Source organism: Mesorhizobium sp. M0140 (assembly GCF_040322475.1).
Taxonomy (GTDB): domain Bacteria; phylum Pseudomonadota; class Alphaproteobacteria; order Rhizobiales; family Rhizobiaceae; genus Mesorhizobium.
In genome coordinates, this window is the sequence record NZ_JAMYTM010000012.1 from 115953 (window position 1) to 135150 (window position 19198).

Annotated in this window: 12 protein-coding genes; 9 read left to right on the forward strand and 3 right to left on the reverse strand. The window is 62.3% G+C overall.

The genetic code is table 11. From position 1 onward, the window contains the following. On the forward strand, positions 1 to 1086 hold the full coding sequence (locus NKJ37_RS14825; RefSeq protein WP_050592625.1) for a DUF2169 family type VI secretion system accessory protein: 1086 nt from the start codon (positions 1 to 3) through the stop codon (positions 1084 to 1086). Then, positions 1083 to 2126 (forward strand): hypothetical protein, encoded by a 1044-nt coding sequence (locus tag NKJ37_RS14830; protein ID WP_023809156.1) that lies wholly within the window; start codon positions 1083 to 1085, stop codon positions 2124 to 2126. The genes NKJ37_RS14825 and NKJ37_RS14830 overlap by 4 nt, the downstream gene beginning before the upstream one ends. A 1-nt stretch (position 2127) precedes the next feature. On the opposite strand, the gene NKJ37_RS14835 is transcribed toward NKJ37_RS14830, so the two are convergent. From NKJ37_RS14835 to NKJ37_RS14845, 3 genes are read right to left on the reverse strand one after another with little or no spacing between them, the layout of a single operon-like run. Beyond that, positions 2128 to 3291, reverse strand: a complete 1164-nt coding sequence (locus NKJ37_RS14835; protein ID WP_023809157.1) for a hypothetical protein — start codon at positions 3289 to 3291, stop codon at positions 2128 to 2130. Between the two features lie 10 nt (positions 3292 to 3301). After that, entirely contained in the window at positions 3302 to 3724 is a 423-nt protein-coding gene (locus NKJ37_RS14840; protein WP_378978123.1) for a DUF6484 domain-containing protein, read from the reverse strand. Between the two features lie 10 nt (positions 3725 to 3734). After that, positions 3735 to 6062: a type VI secretion system Vgr family protein gene (locus NKJ37_RS14845; protein ID WP_023809159.1), complete on the reverse strand. Its 2328-nt coding sequence runs from the start codon at positions 6060 to 6062 to the stop codon at positions 3735 to 3737. A gap of 240 nt (positions 6063 to 6302) precedes the next feature. Between NKJ37_RS14845 and tagH the strand changes: the two genes are divergently transcribed. From tagH to NKJ37_RS14880, 7 genes are all read left to right on the forward strand, one after another. Further along, positions 6303 to 7349 carry a type VI secretion system-associated FHA domain protein TagH gene (tagH, locus tag NKJ37_RS14850; protein ID WP_352609940.1) on the forward strand — a complete coding sequence of 349 codons (1047 nt, stop codon included), beginning with the start codon at positions 6303 to 6305 and terminating at the stop codon, positions 7347 to 7349. A 303-nt stretch (positions 7350 to 7652) separates the two neighbouring features. Continuing rightward, positions 7653 to 9152: a type VI secretion system protein TssL, long form gene (gene tssL, locus NKJ37_RS14855; protein ID WP_023809161.1), complete on the forward strand. Its 1500-nt coding sequence runs from the start codon at positions 7653 to 7655 to the stop codon at positions 9150 to 9152. A gap of 22 nt (positions 9153 to 9174) precedes the next feature. After that, on the forward strand, positions 9175 to 12732 hold the full coding sequence (tssM, locus tag NKJ37_RS14860) for a type VI secretion system membrane subunit TssM (protein ID WP_023809162.1): 3558 nt from the start codon (positions 9175 to 9177) through the stop codon (positions 12730 to 12732). Between the two features lie 165 nt (positions 12733 to 12897). Beyond that, on the forward strand, positions 12898 to 13677 hold the full coding sequence (locus NKJ37_RS14865; protein WP_023809163.1) for a PP2C family protein-serine/threonine phosphatase: 780 nt from the start codon (positions 12898 to 12900) through the stop codon (positions 13675 to 13677). Next, positions 13677 to 16145 (forward strand): serine/threonine-protein kinase, encoded by a 2469-nt coding sequence (locus NKJ37_RS14870; RefSeq protein ID WP_023809164.1) that lies wholly within the window; start codon positions 13677 to 13679, stop codon positions 16143 to 16145. Before NKJ37_RS14865 ends, NKJ37_RS14870 begins: the two co-directional genes overlap by 1 nt. Positions 16146 to 16250: 105 nt before the next feature. Further along, positions 16251 to 16661, forward strand: a complete 411-nt coding sequence (locus tag NKJ37_RS14875) for a DUF1036 domain-containing protein (protein ID WP_352774199.1) — start codon at positions 16251 to 16253, stop codon at positions 16659 to 16661. After that, complete coding sequence (locus NKJ37_RS14880) at positions 16658 to 19027, forward strand: M23 family metallopeptidase (protein WP_023809166.1); 2370 nt, start codon at positions 16658 to 16660, stop codon at positions 19025 to 19027. Before NKJ37_RS14875 ends, NKJ37_RS14880 begins: the two co-directional genes overlap by 4 nt. Positions 19028 to 19198 lie beyond the last annotated feature (171 nt).

The window sequence follows — 19198 nt, forward strand, 5'->3', positions numbered from 1 at the left end:
ATGGCGTTCGCGGTCGGGATCGAGAATCGCACGCCGTTCGCCACCGCAACACATGTGCAACTCGACGCCGACGGCCAGGAAGTCCTGGTCGTCATGTTCTCGGCAAGCTTCGATGCGCTCGACGGCGCACCGGCACTGGACGTCTGCGAAGACCAGATGCCGGTCGCGCTCTGGGATATCCCGTTCGGCGATCCAGCCAATTCCTCCAATCGCTACGAAGCCGATATTGCGCCGCATAAGCCGGCCGCCGAAATCCTTGTCAACGGTTCGGCGCACGCGCCGAACCGCCGTCCGGTGGCGGAGATGCAGGTCGGTTTCCGCGTCGGTGGCTTGCAAAAGGTGCTCAACGTTGTCGGAGACCGCATCTACGATGCCGGCGGCTACAGTGCGCCGGCCCTGTTCCGAACCATGCCGATCGTTTACGAGCGCGCCTATGGTGGGACGCTGCCAGATGGCCGGCTTGACCGACGCAACCCGGTCGGCGTCGGCTATCACCATGCCTCGTCCGCCGATCCGGCAGTGCGAACACAAGCCCCGAATGTCACCTACCCCGCCGAACCTTATCTCAGTCCCTCCGATCGGCCCAGACCGGCCAGCTTCGGCCCGCTCGGGCGGGGTTGGATGCCGAGACTGCCGCTCGCGGGCACCTACGACCAAGCCTGGATCGACACGCAGTGGCCACTGCCTCCCGGGGATTTCGATCCGCGCTACAATCTGTGCGCCCCGGCGGACCAGCACCTGCCGGCAATCCATGGCGGTGAGACTGTCACGATCATCGGCATGACACCGAACGGCCGCTGGGACTTCCGCCTGCCGCGCATCGTTGCGCCTGTGCGGCTGATCTATGACGACCGGGTCGAGGAACGTCCGTTTGCCGCGGACACGGTGATTGTCGAGCCGGATCTGTGGCGCGTCACACTGAAAGCGCGCTTTTCACACGTGACAAAACGGAACACGCCGGCGCTGCGGGAAATCGTCTTCGGCCATGTCACGCCCGCCTTTCTCGTGGCCCGGCGCAAGCGCAAGAGCTATCTCAGCCCGCGTGGCGGCGACGGCACAGTCGACCGCGCCGTGTGGCAGCCATGAAGCGGCCGCTCTACGTCGCCGGCGGCGGCGCCGTCACGCCCGCCGGGCTGAACGCGCGGCAAACGATCGCAGCCATTCGGGCGAGCCTTTCGGCCTTCGAGGAAATCACGCTCGCCGAACCGTTCGGAGTGCCACAGGTAGTCGCGCGCATACCCACTCACCGGCATCTGCGCCGCAACGAAGGCGAATGGCTGGTCAACATGGCCGCCCGCGCTATCAACGAAGCGCTCGGCGCGGGCGAGCCGGGGGTCGCGGCGGCCACCGCGCTGCTCATCACGACGCCGGAGAGCTTTCGCAACCATCCGGCTTTCGTTGATATTCCGGCGCGCGATTTCCTGGCCGCGGTTGTCGACGCAACAGGCCTGAGATTCCACCACGCCTCGTGCGTCATCGACGGCGGCGCGGCGGCAAGTGTGGGACTGATAGAACGGGCGCTTGCACTGATGGAGGATCAAGGCGCCGCACAAGTGCTGCTCGGTGGCGTCGACAGCCTCGTCAACCACACCGACCTCGGCCGGCTCAGCCGGACCGGACGTTTACAGGGCGCGGACAACGCCCAAGGACTGGTTCCTGGCGAGGCGGCCGTCTTCGTGCGGCTGCTGCGGGAACCTGGCCGCGAGCCTGTCGTGGCCGCTATCCATGGCATCGGCATGGCCCAGGAGACGGACAGCATCCTTTCCGAGCGCTACAGCCAGGGCCGCGCCATGCTCGGCGCGCTGCGCGACGCCGTTTCGGGATCGGGACCATCGGAACCCGACATCGACTTCGTCGTCTCGAACGGCAATGGCGAGCGCTATCATGGCTGGGAGATGCTGATTGCCCGACCGCGCTTCTATCGCACGCACCGCACCCTGATGGCGACGGCCTATCCGGCGATGACGGTCGGCGACACCGGCGCGGCCAGCGGCGCGCTGGCGCTGATGCTGGCCGCCGACAGTCTTGTCCAGAATTATGCGCCGGGATCGATTGCCATGTGCGAAGTCGCATCCGAGAACGGATTGCGCGCCGCCGCCGTCGTGGCGCGGGCGAACCGCCGATAGATTACATCCAGGCCGGGAACCGGCGCGTCCTGCGCCAATCGGTCAGCGGCGTATCGGTTGCCGCGATGGCCGCGCGCAACGCGTCGAGCCGCAACCGGCGCATCGAATGGAAAGGCGTGCGGCCGCGCCCGCCCCGTCCCTCGTCCCACCAAGCAGCAACGCGATCGGCGACAGGCAACGGGCTGTGGTTCAGAGATTCAAACGCCTTCCCCAAATCGGCCGGGTCTATCGTGAACAGGTCGGTGTCGTTGAAATCCACCTCGAACAGATCGCGCATCGCCAGCCCGGCGGCAAAGACAAGTTCCGGTTCGCGCATCTTCTCGATCAGCCAGGGCATCACCGACGGATCGCCAAACAGGCCGATCGACGCCGTTGCCGCCACGCGTAGCAGGGGCTGGCCGAGGCGCGTCTGCAACCAACCTTTCGCGGCCTTGGGCGGCGTTGTCAGCAGGCGTATCTCGATCGCCGCCTCCGCTTGGTCCGTCTCCGTCAGCACGATCTTGTCGATCACTGGGTGCGCGGACCGCGCCTCACCAAGCAGGCAAGCGGCGAAGGCGGCCGCAAGACGTTCTCTCGCCGTCTCGCCATCAAGGCCAGCCAGGACTGCCGGAAGCAGGTCGCGCCGCCCGAGCCCACCGGCGAGCCGAACGGCGCGCCGGCGGACGTTCGCGTCGGAATGGCTGGCCAGATCATGCAGGCGCGGTCCCGGATCGACGCGGTGATGCCAGAGCGCAGACAGCCCAAGGCAGCGTAGTCGCGCATCGCTTGTGTCCAGCCATTGCGCCACGAAGGGACGCAGGTTATCGCGCGGCGTGCGCGCGATCGCAGCGGACAAGCTTGAAAAGCCGGCTTCACCCACGCTTACGCCGGCGTCGATTGCGGAGGTTACCAGTTTGGCATCGCTCCAACGCATTGCCAGAGTGCCGAGCACGAAAAGTTCGCCTGGTTCGGCGTAGTCAGCAAAGCGCGCTTGAGCAGCTTCCCAACCGGCCTTGCCGGCTGCCATGAGCCCTTCAAGATTGGCTTCGAGACGCTGGTCTATGCGACCGATATCGGTTTCGTCGAGGATTGGACCGTCGATCTCCCGACGACGGCGCAGCCACAGGAAAGCCGCGTCCTCGGCATGCTGATCCACGATGGCGGCGATGGTCGCGACGCGGTGCATAGGCAACGCCTCAATTGAGATGCACGGCCCCACCGCGAATACGGTTGGTCCCGCTGGCCTGGCTCGTCAACTGGCTGCCGCGAATGGTCACGCGGCCATTCTTTTCCAGAATGATCGACGCCAGGCCGCAGCGCAGTTCTATGCGCTCGTCTCCGGTGATGACGACACGGTCGCCTTCGCGAGCGACTTTCAGCTCCCTGTTCTTGTGCGCCGGATCGACGATGCGTCCAACGACCAACGGCCGCGTTGGATCACCCTCCTCGAACAGAAGGGCCAGTTCTGAACCGATCGCCGAAATGTCCAGTTCAGTCAGGCTGCGCGCCGCAATCGCCGTCTCGCGCGGATTGCCAACGAAGACAACAAGCGGTGCCCCGCCCTCGAAACCGATCAGCAGGCCGATCACGACGCCGTCGATACGATCCAGCACTTCCATGATGACGCCCTCAGTTGTTGTTGATGGTGCTTCCCTTGACGATCACGTCGCCGTCGGCCTTGACGGTAATCTTGCCGCTGCCCTTGAGCGTTATGTCCTTGCCGTCGGCAACAATGGTGCCGTCCTTTTTCATCGTGATCGACGCCGAGCCGCATTTGAGTGTGATCGAGTCACCCGCCTCGATCACCAGGTTCTTGCCGACCTTGATCGAGCTGTCGTCCGCAATCTGGATTCCGCTGCCCTTGCCGACCTTGAGCGCGTGCCCGCCTCCGACATCGGTTGCGTCGTCAGCGCCGATTTTTGCCGACCTGCCTTTGCCGATTTGCGACGACTGCGCGCCGCCGATGGCGAAACTCTGGTCCGCGCCGATTTTCACGCTCTGCGCGGCCGCGATTGTCCAATTGTCCGCCGCTCCGATGGTGTGAGTCTGTCCGGCCCCCACTGTCATCGAGCGCGATGCGCCGATCTGATTCGTCTGGACGGCGCCAACGCTTCGGGTTTCCGCTGCGCCCACTGAATCCACTCGCGCCGCGCCCACGGTGATCGTCTGGATCAACCCGACGGTCTGCGTGTGATTGGACCCGATCGTCTCCGTCGAGTTCGCGCCGATGCCGATCGTCTCGTTCGAGCCAACCGTAAGCGAGCGGTTGACGCCCACCGTCTCGGTATCGTTCTTGCCGATGTCGGTTGTCTGGTCGACGCCGACCTTGACTGTCTTGTTGTTGCCGACGTCCTCGTCGAGGTTGTGGCCGACGGAATGCTTGGCGTCGTGGTCGATGCGGTCCGACTGATCGTGCTGCACCAGCTTGGTACGGTCATGCTTGATCAGAAGGTTGTGGTCCTTCTGCGCCTGGAAATTGACCAGTTCGGAGCCGGCCTTGTCCTCGAACATCAGCTCGTTGTAGCCGCCGCCGCCGAGCGAGGAGTCCGACTTCCAGCCGGATTGCGTGGCACTCGCCGGCAGCCCGTAGGGCGGCATCTGCGAGGCATTGTAGACCCGGCCGGTGATGATCGGCAGGTCAGGGTCGCCTTCGATAAAGTCGACGATCACCTCCTGGCCGATGCGCGGTATCTGGATGAAGCCCCAGCCGCTGCCGGCCCAGGTCTGTGAGACCCGCACGAAACAGGAGCTGTTCTCGTCCTTCTTGCCCAGGCGATCCCAGTGGAACTGCACCTTCACCCTGGCGTATTTGTCGGTGAATATTTCCTGGCCTGACGGACCGACCACGGTCGCCGTCTGCGGCCCACGCATGATCGGTCGGGGCGTGATCCGTGGCGGACGATAGGGCAAGGCGGTCGGCGCCACGCCCAGGATCACCTTGAAGTTCTCGCTGTCGACGTCGGCATGGCTTCTGTATCCCGGATCGAACAGCCTGTATTCGGCGCTGACCACCAGATACTCCTGGTTCTGGTCCTCGCGCGGAAAGCCATCGAGCTTGAACGTACAGCCCGAAAACAGGCCGCGCACGGTGCCGACCGCGGCGATACGCTGGTGGACGGCCTGGATCTCCTCGCGTCGGATCGCGGCCAGGTTGTCGCCCCGGCCGACTTCGAGATGCGCGCCGGGCTGGCGGTAGTTTTCGCCGGCGGCCAGCTTGTGACTGAACGGCTGGGCCGACTTGGCCATAAGGTCGGCGCCCGGCTTCTTGAAATCATAGTCGGTGTGGGCATAGGCGCCCGGACGCACCGAACTGCCCGGTATCCATTCGGTGATGTATTCGACATCGCGCCGGGAGCCCTGCCCTTCAAAATGATAAGGTACTTTCTCGTAGCCCGGCGCCGGCTTCAGCTTGCTCATCGCATCGGTCAGGACAAGCGTGTGTTTGCCCTCGTCATGCTCGAAAAAATACAGGATGCCTTCATGCTCGAGCAGCCGCTGGACGAAATCCAGATCGGTCTCGTCATATTGTACGCAGTATTCGCGCGGAGGGTAGGAACCCTGCAGACGCAGATCGAACTCCGCCGTGCTGTATTTCTTGAAGACGTCCTTGACGATGTCGACGACGCTCTTGTTCTGGAAAATACGGCAATCGGTGGTGTTGCCGAGGAACCAGAGCCACGGCCTGACGACCGCTTCGTAGTAGGCCAGCCGGTCTTCTATGCGGGTCAGGCGAAACTCGGACACAAGACCGCTGAACCAACGTTTCGGATCGGATTCGCCTTCCACCGAAACGACACCCCCCAGCATCTTCAGCGGATCGATATCGGGGCTGGGGCTGACGAACCCTACCGTATAGGCCAAACAACGGCTGATCTCATCGCGACCGACAAGATGCGTGAAGGTCAACAGCTCGGCGCCAACCGGTGTTTGCACAACCGTGGCACGTTCGTTCGGCATGGGTCGTGCCCCTCCTGGACGCGGCCGCCGGCAGTGGGTTTGAAGTTCCCGCATCCAGGAACTTTTTGGCCCGCCGCACCAGGCTATGTTGAGCCTACCACATGTTGTCCGGCCGACCAAAGAGATGCACAGCGGAAAAACCTTACCCTGCCGATGCATTGGCTCGAAACGCCGCTGTCCTGCTGGATGTGCAAACTGCTAGAATGTGGAGTATCGATCAGCGTTCGACGGCGATCCTCGATGTATATCAGTCTGCAAATCAACAATGTCGACGCCTTGCCTGCGGGCATCTCGACCAGTTACGCGGCGCGTGATCGCGGCTTCGAAATCGGACGCGAGGCTTGTGATTGGACCTTGCCGGACCCCGACAAGTTCATCTCCGGCCGGCATTGCGAGGTTCGCTACGAGGCAGGCGCTTTCTGGCTGCACGATGTCTCGCGCAACGGAACCTACATCAACGGATCGAGCCAGCGCATGACCGGCCCGCATCGGCTGAGCCATGGCGACCGGGTGCTGATCGGCCGCCATGTCATCTTCGTATCGATCGACGACGAGCCCGCCACGACAGGCCATATCAGTTCGACACAACGAGAAATGCCGGCCGCGACAGGCCGGCCGCTCGAATTCGCCGCCGAGCCGTTCTTCACTCCTTCGGAGCAACATTCCGGGCAGCGGGTTCCGGCTCCGGCGTTCTCGTCGCAACCGCCTCTCCCCTCGACCAGAGACGAAGTGCTGCGGGAAATCGCGATCGCGGCCGGCATCTCGCCGGAATTGCTTCAATCGCGCGATCCGCATGAAGTTGCCGCCGAAATCGGCACGGTCCTGCGGACTGTGGTCGAGGAACTGACCATGCTTTTGAAAGCGCGCACGGCCGCGAAAATACTGGCCAAGAGCACACAACGGACGATGATCAGCGCCGCCGACAACAACCCCCTGAAGTTCGGCCCGGGAACCGACGACATCCTCGAAATCATGTTCGCCCGCCGCAGGGCCGGCTATCTGGATGCCAGGCGCAGCATCAAAGATGCATTCCGCGATCTCAAGACGCACGAATTCGCCACCTATGCCGCCATGCAAGCTGCGCTGTCGCGGCTGCTCGACGATCTGTCGCCCGAGGCGATCGGAAAGAAACTCCCCCCGACATCGTTCTCGTCTAAGAAAAGCCAGGCCTGGGACGCTTTTGTCGCGACCTGGCGAACCATGGAGGAAGCCCACGAGAACGGCATGCTGGACATATTCCTGGCCTATTTCAGCGAGGCCTATGCCAAGGCCGACAAGCAGAAATAGACAGGCCCAAAGGGGGATGCGAGGCTGAAGTCGACGAAGAAAACCTCTTTGGTGCGCGGCATCCGGTTCCAATCGAGAGTTTGTAAGATTACGATCGCATACGACAATTCGCTAAGCGGCTAAGGCTGATCGACCTGGGGGTCTGCGGCAAATGTCATCTTTCGGCGGGATAGTAAGATATAGCCTACCTTCCTCCGGACACTGTCAGGGTCGGCAGGGGTTGCGTTTCCTTCACCTGACGAGAAACCGTTTTGCGCCTGTCTCACCCAGTCGCGGGCACACCGCCTGCACGGACGATCGTCCATGAGTTCGAAGGACGATCCTTTCGGCCCGGCTGGCAAGACCGTCATTCGCGCCCCTCCACGGCGTGAGCGAAAACCGGCGCCGGTCCCTCAAGTGCCCGTCGCGGATGACGGGCAAACCTCGCAGATCAAGGATTCGACCGTATTCGATCCCGGCATCGGCCGGCATACACCGCCGGGCTGGGCATCCGGGACAGTGATTTATCAAGGAGCCCCTTCCGCTTCGGCAGGAAGCGGCGCTTCCGAGGCAGCTCTACGGCAGGAGACCCTGCTCAATGTCACGGACAGTGTCAGATATTCCGCGGCAAACCCGATCCTTGCCGCGGCCGCACCATTGCTGATGCTGTTCGGCCAGTTCAGGCTTATCCCCGTCGAGAGACAAGCCGAGCCGTTGGCCGAACATGTCACTGAGGCGATCGATAGGTTCGACAGGACAGTCGAGAAATCAGGTGTTGCCGAAGAGGATGCGCGGATTGCGAAATTCATCCTCTGCGAAACCGCCGACGATCTCGTCGGCAACCTGCCTTGGCCACAGAAAGATACTTGGGCGCAGCACAGCATGCTGTCGCAGTTCTTTCACGTCGAGCCCAGCGGCACAGGCTTCTTCGAAGCGCTGAACAAGGTCCTGGCCAGTCCCGAGGCACACTACGATCTGCTCGAACTGATGCATGTCTGCCTGTCGCTGGGGTTCGAGGGCCAGTACCGGGGCCTGACGCGCGAAGACAGCAATCTCGAACGCGTTCGGCGCGACGTCTACGAAACGCTTCGCTATTTCAGGGCACGCGCGGACGCGGACATCTCGCCCCACTGGCAGGGCTTGGCGTCGACCATGACGCAGCCGTCGACACGCCTGCCGCTCTGGGTCGTCGCGGCAGCCGTGTCGGCGCTGCTGACTGCTGCGTTCTTCGCACTGCGGGTCTTCATCACCAACGAAGGCGACGCTGCCGCCGGTGAATTGCTGGCGCTCAACCCATCGACGCCGATTACCATCGAACGGGCCAGCGTGGCGCCGTTGGCGGAGCCGGCGAAAATCGTCCCACCCGTCGCCACAACCACGCAGATCGATCGCATCCGTTCGGCACTGGCCAAGGAAGTCGAAGGCGGCGGGCTGACCATCGGCACGAAGGGCGACTTCATCGTTGTGGAAATCAACAATCTCCTGCTGTTCCAGTCCGGCAGGGCCGAGGCGAAGCCGGAGTTCCAGCCCATTGCCGCAGATATCGCCGCGGCTCTGGAACCCGAGCGCGGACCGATCAGGATTGTCGGCCATACGGACAATGTGAAGCCGCGGAAATCGAGCCCATTCAAGTCCAACTTCGATCTCTCCGTCGCCAGAGCGAAGGCCGTCGAAGCAATGATGGCACCGAAGTTCAGTGATCCTTCGCGACTAACGGTGGACGGCAAGGGCGAGGACGAACCGATCGCCGACAATGCGACGCCGGAAGGCCGCACCAAGAACCGCCGTGTCGATGTGATGATCGCCAAGGAGGAAACATTGTGAGCACGGCCAGTCGGGAGCGGCCATGACGCGTTGGCTGCTGCGGATATTCAGCATGATTGCGCTGGCCGGCTTTGCGGCGGCAGTGTGGTTTGCCGGACCCTTGATCCGCTTCGCCGATACCCGTCCTCTCGGGCCTGCCTGGCTGCGCGCGACTATCATCGGGGTGATCGTGGCAGCGCTCACGCTTTTCTACGGCCTGCGTTTCTGGCAAGCGAGAAAAGCGCAAAAAGCACTCGAAACCGTGGTCACACACAATGACGACCGCGATGACGACTCGCGGGTGCTCGAGGCCCGCGTGAATGAGGCCGTGGCGGCGCTCAAGCGGTCGAGCGGCAAACGCAATTTCCTTTATGAGATCCCCTGGTACATCGTCATCGGCCCGCCCGGTGCCGGCAAGACAACGGCGCTGGTCAATTCGGGTCTGAATTTTCCGCTGGCCGGTTCGGGTGATGCCCAGCCAGTTGCGGGCGTTGGCGGAACACGCTCCTGCGACTGGTGGTTTACCGACCAGGCCGTCCTGATCGACACAGCCGGACGCTACACGACGCAGGATTCCAATGCCGAGACCGACAAGAAGAGCTGGCTTGCCTTCTTGTCACTGCTCAAGAGAGCCCGCGCACGGCAACCGATAAACGGCGTCATCCTGGCCATCAGCCTCGCCGACCTCGTCAGCCTCGACGATCAGCAGCTTGACGCTCACGTCGTCGAGATACGCAGTCGTCTGCGGGAAATCCACGAGACGCTGAAAATCCAGTTTCCCGTGTACCTGCTGTTCACCAAGGCCGACCTGGTTTCAGGGTTCATGGATTACTTCGGCGGCTTCGACGAGCCGCGCCGGCGCAAGGTCTGGGGCGCGACATTCCAGACCACGGATCGCAACAAGAATATGGCCGCCGAGGCTCCGGCCGAATTCGATGCACTGGCAAGACGCTTGGTGGAGGAGATGCCTGACCGCCTCCAGGAAGAGGCCGATCCGGTCGCGCGTATATCCATCTTTGGCTTTCCGGCGCAGTTTGGCGCGCTGAAGGAGCGAATTACCAATTTCATCGCCAGCCTGTTCGATCCGACCCGCAGCCAGGTGAATGTCAGCTTGCGTGGACTCTACTTCTCTTCAGGCACGCAAGAGGGAACGCCAATCGATCAGGTGTTGGGCGCGATCGGTCGCAATTTCGGCAGCAGCCCCCGCGCCCATCTTTCCGGAACCGGCAAAAGCTTCTTTTTGCACGATCTGCTGACGGGCGTCATTTTTGCCGAATCCGGATGGGTTTCGTATGACAAATCAGCTGTAAGACGTGCAACGATCGCCAGGTTCGCCGGCCTTGGCGCCATCGCGTTGATCGCTGCGGCGGCCCTCGGCACCCTAGCCCTGAGCTTCACAGCCAACAGGTCGCTGATCGCCTCCACCACGCAGGCCATAAGCCAGTATCGCCAGACGGCGGACGCGTTGCTCAAAAGCACCGAGGTCACCGATGTCGACCTCGAAAACGTCATTGGCCCGCTCGACCAGTTGCGCAATCTGCCGGCTGGGTTCGAAACCGGCGACGTGCCGACACCGATCGAGGAGACGTTCGGCCTCAGCCAGCGGGAGAGACTTCTTTCGGCATCCAAGACGGCTTACCGGGAAGCGCTGGAACGAATGTTCCGATCGCGCCTGCTGATCCAGGCCGAGCGGACGATCCAGGCCAGGATGGCCGATCCCGCCGCGCTCTACGAGCCGTTGAAAATCTACCTGATGCTTGGCGGCAAGGCGCCGAAGGTCGACGACGCGTTGATCATTTCCTGGATGAAGCACGATTGGGAGCAGAACCGGTATCCAGGTGAAAACAACCGCGAAGGACGCGAGCATCTCGAAAAGCACCTGGGTGCCATGCTTGCCTTGGACGACGCCTACGATCCGGTTTTCGAACTCAACCAGCCGCTCGTCCAAGCCGCTCAACGGTCGCTCGGGCGCATGAGCCTTGCCGACCGTGCCTCGGCTTTGGTCAAATCCGCAGTATACGCGGCAGCTCTGGATGATTTTTCTGTTTCCCTGAAAAGCGGCCCGGAAGCCCCGTTACTGTTCGAGCGGGTCGATGGCGGCGATCTGTCAGGCCTTCGTGTTCCCGGCCTCTATACTTATGCCGGCTTCAACAGCTTCTATCTCGTGCAACTCTCGCGCATTGCCCAGACGCTCGTCGACGACCAGTGGGTCCTCGGTGGCGGCGGCGAGCAAGGCGGCATCGATCAGGAGTTGCCCAAGCTCGGTCCCGAACTTCTCGACCGCTATGGCAAGGAGTTCGCAACGGCGTGGAACAGCGTTCTCGACGGGTTGAAATTCAAGGCGATGCTGAAGGACAAGCCGCGCTATATCGCGCTTTCCGCCGTCGCCTCGCCAACCTCGCCGATCGAACTGCTGTTTACGGCGATCGCCGACGAAACCGCTCTGACGCGGGACGCTGCTTCCGGCAAGGACTCAGCCACCGGGGTTGAAGGCGGCGCGGGCCAGTTACAGGACGCAGCAAGCGTGGCCAAGGGTCTGGCTCGCATCGGCATACAAATCGCCACCGGAAAATCGCAAACCCGTGCCGGCACGGGATCCTTAAGCGCGCAAAACCAGAATCCCGGGGCCAACATCGAAGCGCAATTCAGGCCGTTCCAGGCCCTGGTGAGCGGTGCTGCCGGACACCGCCCGATCGATGCCTTGACCCAGAATTTCCGCGATATCTACCAGAGCCTGCAACTGGCGACCGACGTCCCCTCCCAGACGGAACGCGTCAACGCAAACCTGCAGCTCCAGATAGCCACCCTTCGCGCCAATGTCTCGCGACTGCCCAAGCAACTCGGCCGGATGGTCAATGCGACGGCAGACGAGTTTGAAGGCAACGTCACCGAGACCTCGGTGGCAAATTTGAACCAGATGCTCGACCAGACGGTCACACAGCCCTGCGAGGCGGCGGTCAACGGCCGTTATCCTTTCGCCCGCAATGGCACCGAGGACATCGCGATGGCGGATTTCGCCAAACTGTTCGCTCCGGGCGGGCTGATGGACCGGTTCTTCGCACAGAACCTCGCATCGCTGATCGATATGACCGGTCAGGACTGGAGCTGGAAACAGGATGCTCGCTTCGGCCGCGACCTGTCGAAGTCGACGCTGAAGAACTTCCAGCTGGCGGCCGAAATCCGTAGCGCCTTTTTTCCCCAGGGCGGTTCGGTGCCCTCGGTGAGCGTGACCTTCACGCCCTTCTCACTGCATGGCGATGCCGATGCGGCGGTGCTCGATGTCGACGGCCAGACCGTCCAGAGCAACCAAGCGGGCAACATGCCGAGCATAGTGACCTGGCCGAGCGGCGCGGCTTCCGGATCCGCCAGTCTGAGCCTGACGCCGGAGATGCCAGGCCGCGAATCCGCCATCAAGTTCGAAGGGCCGTGGGCCCTGAAGCGACTTCTGGACAAGGCTGCCGTCACCGGCCACGACAGCAACATGCAAGCACGCTTCGTGATTGGCGGACGCGACGTTACTTATACGCTCCAGACAGGTTCAGGCTCCAACCACTTCTTCCTCCCGGCCCTTTCCGGATTCAGCTGTCCCAAGGCGTTTTGAGATGGGTTTGATCTGCTGATCATGGCGCCGATCCGCTGACCAGAGTTCAAACCCCGGTTTTCCTTAGTTTTCGGTACTTTAATGTTCGAGCCTGTGGCAAAGTGGCGCCAGCGAGCGTCCAAAGGTGCGCCGCAGAAGGACGCTTGAAAAGCGCTTGGTGGCAATTTGAATACTGTCGCCCTTTCCATCGAAAGCTTCGGCGTGAGCCACAAAGGCTGTGTCCGTGAGCTCAATGAAGACAGCTATCTAGTCGAGCCACAAACTGGCCTCTGGGTGGTAGCCGACGGAATGGGTGGACATGACGCCGGAGAGGTCGCTTCCGCCAGTATCGTCGATCATCTGTCAACAATCGGCATCGCGAGCTCGGCACCCGATCTTCGGGCCCGCTTCGAGGACAGGCTGAGCCGGGCCAATGCCGAAATCCGCAGCATATCGGAATCGCGCGGCATCACCATCGGCTCCACGGTCGCCGCCCTGTTGGCGATGGACGGACGATTTGCCTGCCTGTGGGCGGGCGACAGCCGGGTTTATCTGATCCGCAACGCCGCGATCTCGCAGATTTCGAAAGACCACACCGAAGTGCAGGAACTCTTGGATCGAGGCATGATCAGCGCGGTCGAGGCGCTCACCTGGCCACGCCGCAATGTCATCACACATGCGATCGGGGTCAGTGACGACTTCGTCATCGATTTCCAGCAGGGCGAACTGATGCCGGGAGACATTTTCGTGCTGGCCACCGATGGGCTGACGGCACATGTCACCGACCCCGAGATCGAGGCCGCCGTCGTGTCGGCTACACCTCAGGCGGCCGGAGAAAACCTGCTGGAAACGGTTCTGGCGCGAGGCGGAACGGACAATGTCACCATTGTGCTGGTTAAGATTGGGAACGGGCGCAATGGACAATCGCTCCACCCTGATCTGTCCAGAGCGGAGGGCCGAGGCTGATGAGCGCCGATGACAAGACGCGAATATCGCCGCAAGTGGCCAACACCGCTGTCGGTACGCAGCTCAGCGGCATCTACGAACTTGACGAACGGATCGCATTCGGCGGCATGGGCGAGGTCTATCGCGGCCACAACATCCAGACCGGCGACCATGTCGCGATCAAGATCGTGCTGCCCGAATTTGCCCGTGACCAGACGATCTTGTCCTTGTTCCGCAAGGAGGCCTCGATCCTCAACCACCTGTCGCATGATGCGGTCGTGCGATACCACGTCTTCACCATCGATCCCGGGATCGGCCGTCCCTACCTTGCCATGGAATTCGTCGACGGCGAGTCGCTGTACGACATCATGCGACGTGGTCCGATGCCGACGGATGAGGTGCGCAAGCTCTGCCATCGCCTCGCATCCGGCCTGAGCGCCGTGCATCAAGCGGGAGCAATCCATCGCGACCTCTCGCCGGACAATATCATCCTGCCGGGGGGCCGGGTCGACCGCGCAAAGATCATCGATTTCGGTATAGCGCGATCGGCGACCGTGGGCGGGGAGACACTGATCGGCGGGAAGTTCGCGGGAAAGTACAACTACGTTTCGCCCGAACAGCTCGGGCTGTACAGCGGCGACGTCAGTGAACAGTCCGACATTTACAGCCTTGGGCTGGTGCTGGCTGCCGCTCTGCGCGGGAAACCGATCGACATGAGCGGATCGCAGTTCGAGATCATCGAAAAGCGCCGGGCCGTGCCTGACCTCTCTGATATCGACGACGATTTTCGTGACATTGTCGAAGCCATGCTGCAACCGGATCCGCGAGACCGGCCGGTCAGCATGGCTGATATCGCCAGGATGACGCGTGGCGAAGACGAAGGAACAACGCCGCCGACGTCCATCACACCCCGCAACCGGCCAGCCGGGCAAACCCTTACTCCTGATCCCAAGGGCGGCCAGGCATCCAATGTCGCGGGACGCAACGCGCCGACGGCAACGGGCCCGGGCGAGCAGCGCTTCGTCCCGCATGTCCGGCCCGCGCATTTGTCCGAACCGCTGCCTTCGCCGGTCGCCGGCCCTCCGCGCGCGGTCACTGCGGATATGCCCAAGAAATCCACAAAGACCCCAACTATCGCGATCGCTGCCCTGGCGACACTAGCTGTCGCCTCAGGCGCGGGCCTGTATCTGAGCGGCTTCATGACGCCGGCAACGCCGATTGCCGGCAAGACATCGCTTTCCGCGCCCGAACCGTCAAAGCCTACACCGGAAACTTCGGCGCCGACCCTCACGGACAAAGTCGCGAACGCCCCTGAGCCGGCAAAGCCAGTTCCGCCCGTGCAGCCGGAGGCCAGCGTACCGCCGGCTGAAAACCAGCCAGATGCCTCGGCGGCTCAAAAGCCGCAGCCGGCCAAGCCCGCCGAACTCCCTTCGCAGACCGAGGAATCTGAGAAACCGCCGGCAATGGAAGCGCAACCGCAAACAGAGGCGGGCGTGCCGCCGGCTGGAAGCCAGGCAGATGCCAAGGCAGTGCAAACGCCGGAGCCGGCCAAGCCCACTGTCCCCGCGCAAACCGCGGGCCCCCCGGAGTCATCGGCAACGGACGCGCAGCAGCCATCCGAAAAGACACCGCCGGCCCAGCCAGAGTTTGTGGAGAGCCCAAAGCCCAAACCGGAGCCGCAGATCAGCCAGCCGGCAGAACCCAAGGTTGCCGGGCCGGCGCCCAAACCCACTGCAAGCCAGACGGATGCCGCGAACGCCGAGAGCCAAAAGACTGTGCCACCGGCGGCCAAGCAGCCGGACCAACCTGTCGTCGCGTTGAACGTACCCAAACCGGCCATTCCTCCGGCCGTGGACGACATCGCGCAACGAGTCTCCTGGGTTCGCGACTTCGGCGGCGGCGACTGTTTCTATGCGACCATGAATTCGCCAACCGACACCGCAGCCGCGATCGAAGGATTTGGAACAGCGGTCCAGCCATTCGAACGCATGCTGGGCGATTTCCAGGCGAAATTCCATGTGGAGCCCGACATCAGCGTCCGCCTCATTGAGCCGAGCCAGTGCGAAGTCACCAATTTTCTGCGCTTTCTGGGACAGACCGCGGCCGACAAGCCGCAGCTTGTTCTCGACCGGACGTCGGTGCCGAACGGTACGCCGATCAGCGGCACGCTGGTGACGCGTGGCGGGCTCATTTCCAGCGTGTTGCTGATCGATCACAAGGGCATGGTGTTTAATCTCGACGATCGCATCGTCGCACAGTCGGACAAAGCCACCTTCAGCATCCCGATTGGCCTCGGCGCCGCCGACAAGGCCGCCGGAAAGGCCGTGCCGCAGATCATAATGGTGATCACGGGACCCCAGGATATTGAGGCGGCCGCATTCTCGGCGCCGACGCCAGCCTCGGCGCTGCTACCCAAAATTCTCGAGGAAATCGAGACCAACGGATCTCAGTTCTCAGCCACTGCCAAGTATTTCCGGCTCGGCGGATAGCATGGGCGCCCGATGGAACGCTGCTCGTGTTTGCCCCACTCGTCTGCCGACCTGCCCATAAAGCAGTGTGAACCGGTTCGCGCCCTGCTCGCCTTGGCGGGCCACATGAAGCTTGCGGTCATCGCGGGCGCCGCGCTGCTGGCTGTGCTGTCATCCGGCGAAGCGCGAGCCGAATTCACGGTCTGCAATCAGACACTCGACGTCGTCAATCTCGCAGTCGGCCAGAAGGTCGACAATGCCGATCAGACAGACGGCTGGTGGACCATCGGCGCCAATGAGTGCGTGAATGTCATTCGCGAGGAACTGACCAACCGCTACATCTACATCTACGCAACGGACGTCTTCGGCCACGCGATCCTGACGGGATCGACCGAAATGTGCATCGAGCGAAGGCGTTTCTCGACCCGCGGCATCGACGAATGCTGGCAACGCGGCCATATCGCGGCGCAATTTCTCGAAGTCGATACGCTCGAACAGGCGCGGTGGACGTTCTTCCTGACCGGAAACAGCCCGTGACGCACACTATCGACACGAGCTTCAGGCAGAAGAAGCAGGCGCGCCTTGCGCTTCGCAGACGCAGGCTCTGGCGCCGGCTGCTTGCCGGTCTTGCCGCGATCATCATGCTGTCGATCGCCGTGGGCTTCTACCTCACCGCCGATTATTGGTCGTTCGGCGACGAAGACGAAGAGCTTCACGCGGTCGAAGGGGTGGACGACGTGCCGGCCGATGCATCGGTCTATGTGCCTGCCATTATCGACCTTGCCGGGGACCCGATGTGGATCACCCTTGCCCCCGACGCCGACGCCACGTCGAGGGGCCGTTCGATCGCGAAGCCGGCGGATCTCGATCAGGCCGGGATTTCTCCGCAGATCGAAATCCTGTCGGATGTGATGCTCAGCGCCAGCGAAAAATTCATGACGACGATACCGTCGACGCAGGAAGACTTCGCATTCTTCCAGGCGCAACGGCAGACCGCCCCGCCGCCGTCCAACGATCTGCAGGACGATCTTCAGCCGCCGGCGGGGGATCTGCAGAACGATCTTCAGCCCTCGCCTGCCCCCAACGAGGCTCCGGCTGCTTCGGGGCAGCAGATGGGCACCGACGATCCCGAAGCCGGCTGGGGTGAAACAATCGATGCAGGCGAAGCAGCCCTGCCCGCATTCCAGAAGACACAGATCGAAAACAACACGAGTGTCGCAACCGTCACGAATGAGTATCAGCGGTTCGAGGCGACCGAAGACACGTTCGTGAAAATCCTCAACGACCGCAGCCTGGACAGCGTTGCGCTCGATGCGCATTTCTCCGTCGAGGACGCCAGGCGGGCGGGCGAAGCGCTGAAGGCGCTTTTCAACCGGGAAGGCCTGGAACCGGGTTATGTCGTCGCCATGCGTGGTTTCAGGCCGACGCGCGAGACGACAACAATGTCGCTCATGCAGGTGTCGATCTACGCCAAGAGCGTCTTTGTCGGCACGCTGACGCGCAACGCCGCGGGTGCATTCGTATCGGGTGTCGATCCCTGGGTCCGCGAAGATCTGTTCAACTATTCGGGTGCACCGGAAGAAGGCACGCACAAGCGGCAATATCGCCTGCTCGACGCAATCTATTCGACGGCGGCGCGCAACAAAGTTCCGACCGGCGTGATCGGCGAAGCGATCATGTACCTATCGAGAGGACGGGACCTGGACGCCTTCGCCAGCGAGGACCAGCGCCTTGTCCTGATCTATTCACAAACGCCGCGCGGCAAGGGCGAGACCGACGGACGCGTGCTGTATGTCGGCGTGCAGGGTGCTGAAAAGAGCTTCGAATGCTTCGTCTTCCAGCAGAGCGACGGTCAGTTTGCATGCGTTACCGGCGACGATCAGATCCGCTCGCTGACGGTCATCAACGGCATGGTCACGCCGGTCAACGGGGTCATGACGTCCACCTTCGGTCCACGCAAGCACCCAATTCTGGGCGTGGTTCGCATCCACAAGGGCGTCGATTGGGCGGCTCCGGTGGGTACGCCGATCGCGGCCGCTTTCGACGGCGAGGTCACCTTCCAGGGCGACGGCGGCGGTTATGGCAACCTGGTGAAGATTGCGCATGCCAACGGACGCGAGACGCGCTACGCGCATATGCAGAAATTCGCGATAGCAAGCGGTGTCGGCACAAAGGTGAAGGCCGGCGACATCATTGGCTATATCGGCACCACCGGCCTGTCGACCGGGCCGCATCTGCATTTCGAACTCTATCAGAATGGCGGGGCGATCGACCCGCTGGGCACGGTGACCGCCGCGGTCGCAACGAGCGATCCTGCTGTCGAAACACTGACCGACCGTATCGTTCATGTCGAAAGTGGTGGCAGCGCCCGCGCCAAGAACCCGCTTTCTTCAGCAACCGGTGCCGGCCAATTCATATCGAAGACCTGGATCAGGATGATGAACACCTACCGTCCCGAACTGGCGCGCACACTTTCAAATGCGGATCTCCTTGCTCTGCGCTACGACTACACGATCTCGCGCGAGATGGTGCGCAATCTTGCGCGCGAGGGTGAAGCCTATCTTCGGGCGCGAGGCCACCAGATCACAGCCGGCCGGCTCTATCTCTGCCATTTCCTGGGCATGGAAGGCGCCCATCAGGTATTGTCGGCGTCGAGTTCGGCGCAATTGAGCGCCGTGCTCGGGTCGGCCGTCATTCAGGCCAACCCGTTCCTCACCGGCAAGACCGCCGGCTATGTCGTGGACTGGGCCGAAAGGAAAATGGGCCGAAAGCTCAGCCCCGCGGGGACCGGCGCAGGCCAACCGGTATCGACCACGACGGAAGTGCGCCAGACGTCGCCAGAGTTCGAAGAATACAAGCAAGCCATCACGGCCGTCATAAGCTCGCTTCAGAATACCCTTTGAACCTGCCCTCGCGGTTCATGAGTTCACCGTCAGACCATTGGTGTTCCGGCTGCAAAGTGTTACTATGGACAACTTTTTTCGGGTCCTTTGTGAACCAAGACCGTGGTCAGGATCACATACGCCCAAGAGCCATTTTGGCATAAGCGACATTGTCGCTGACGAAATTGAGCA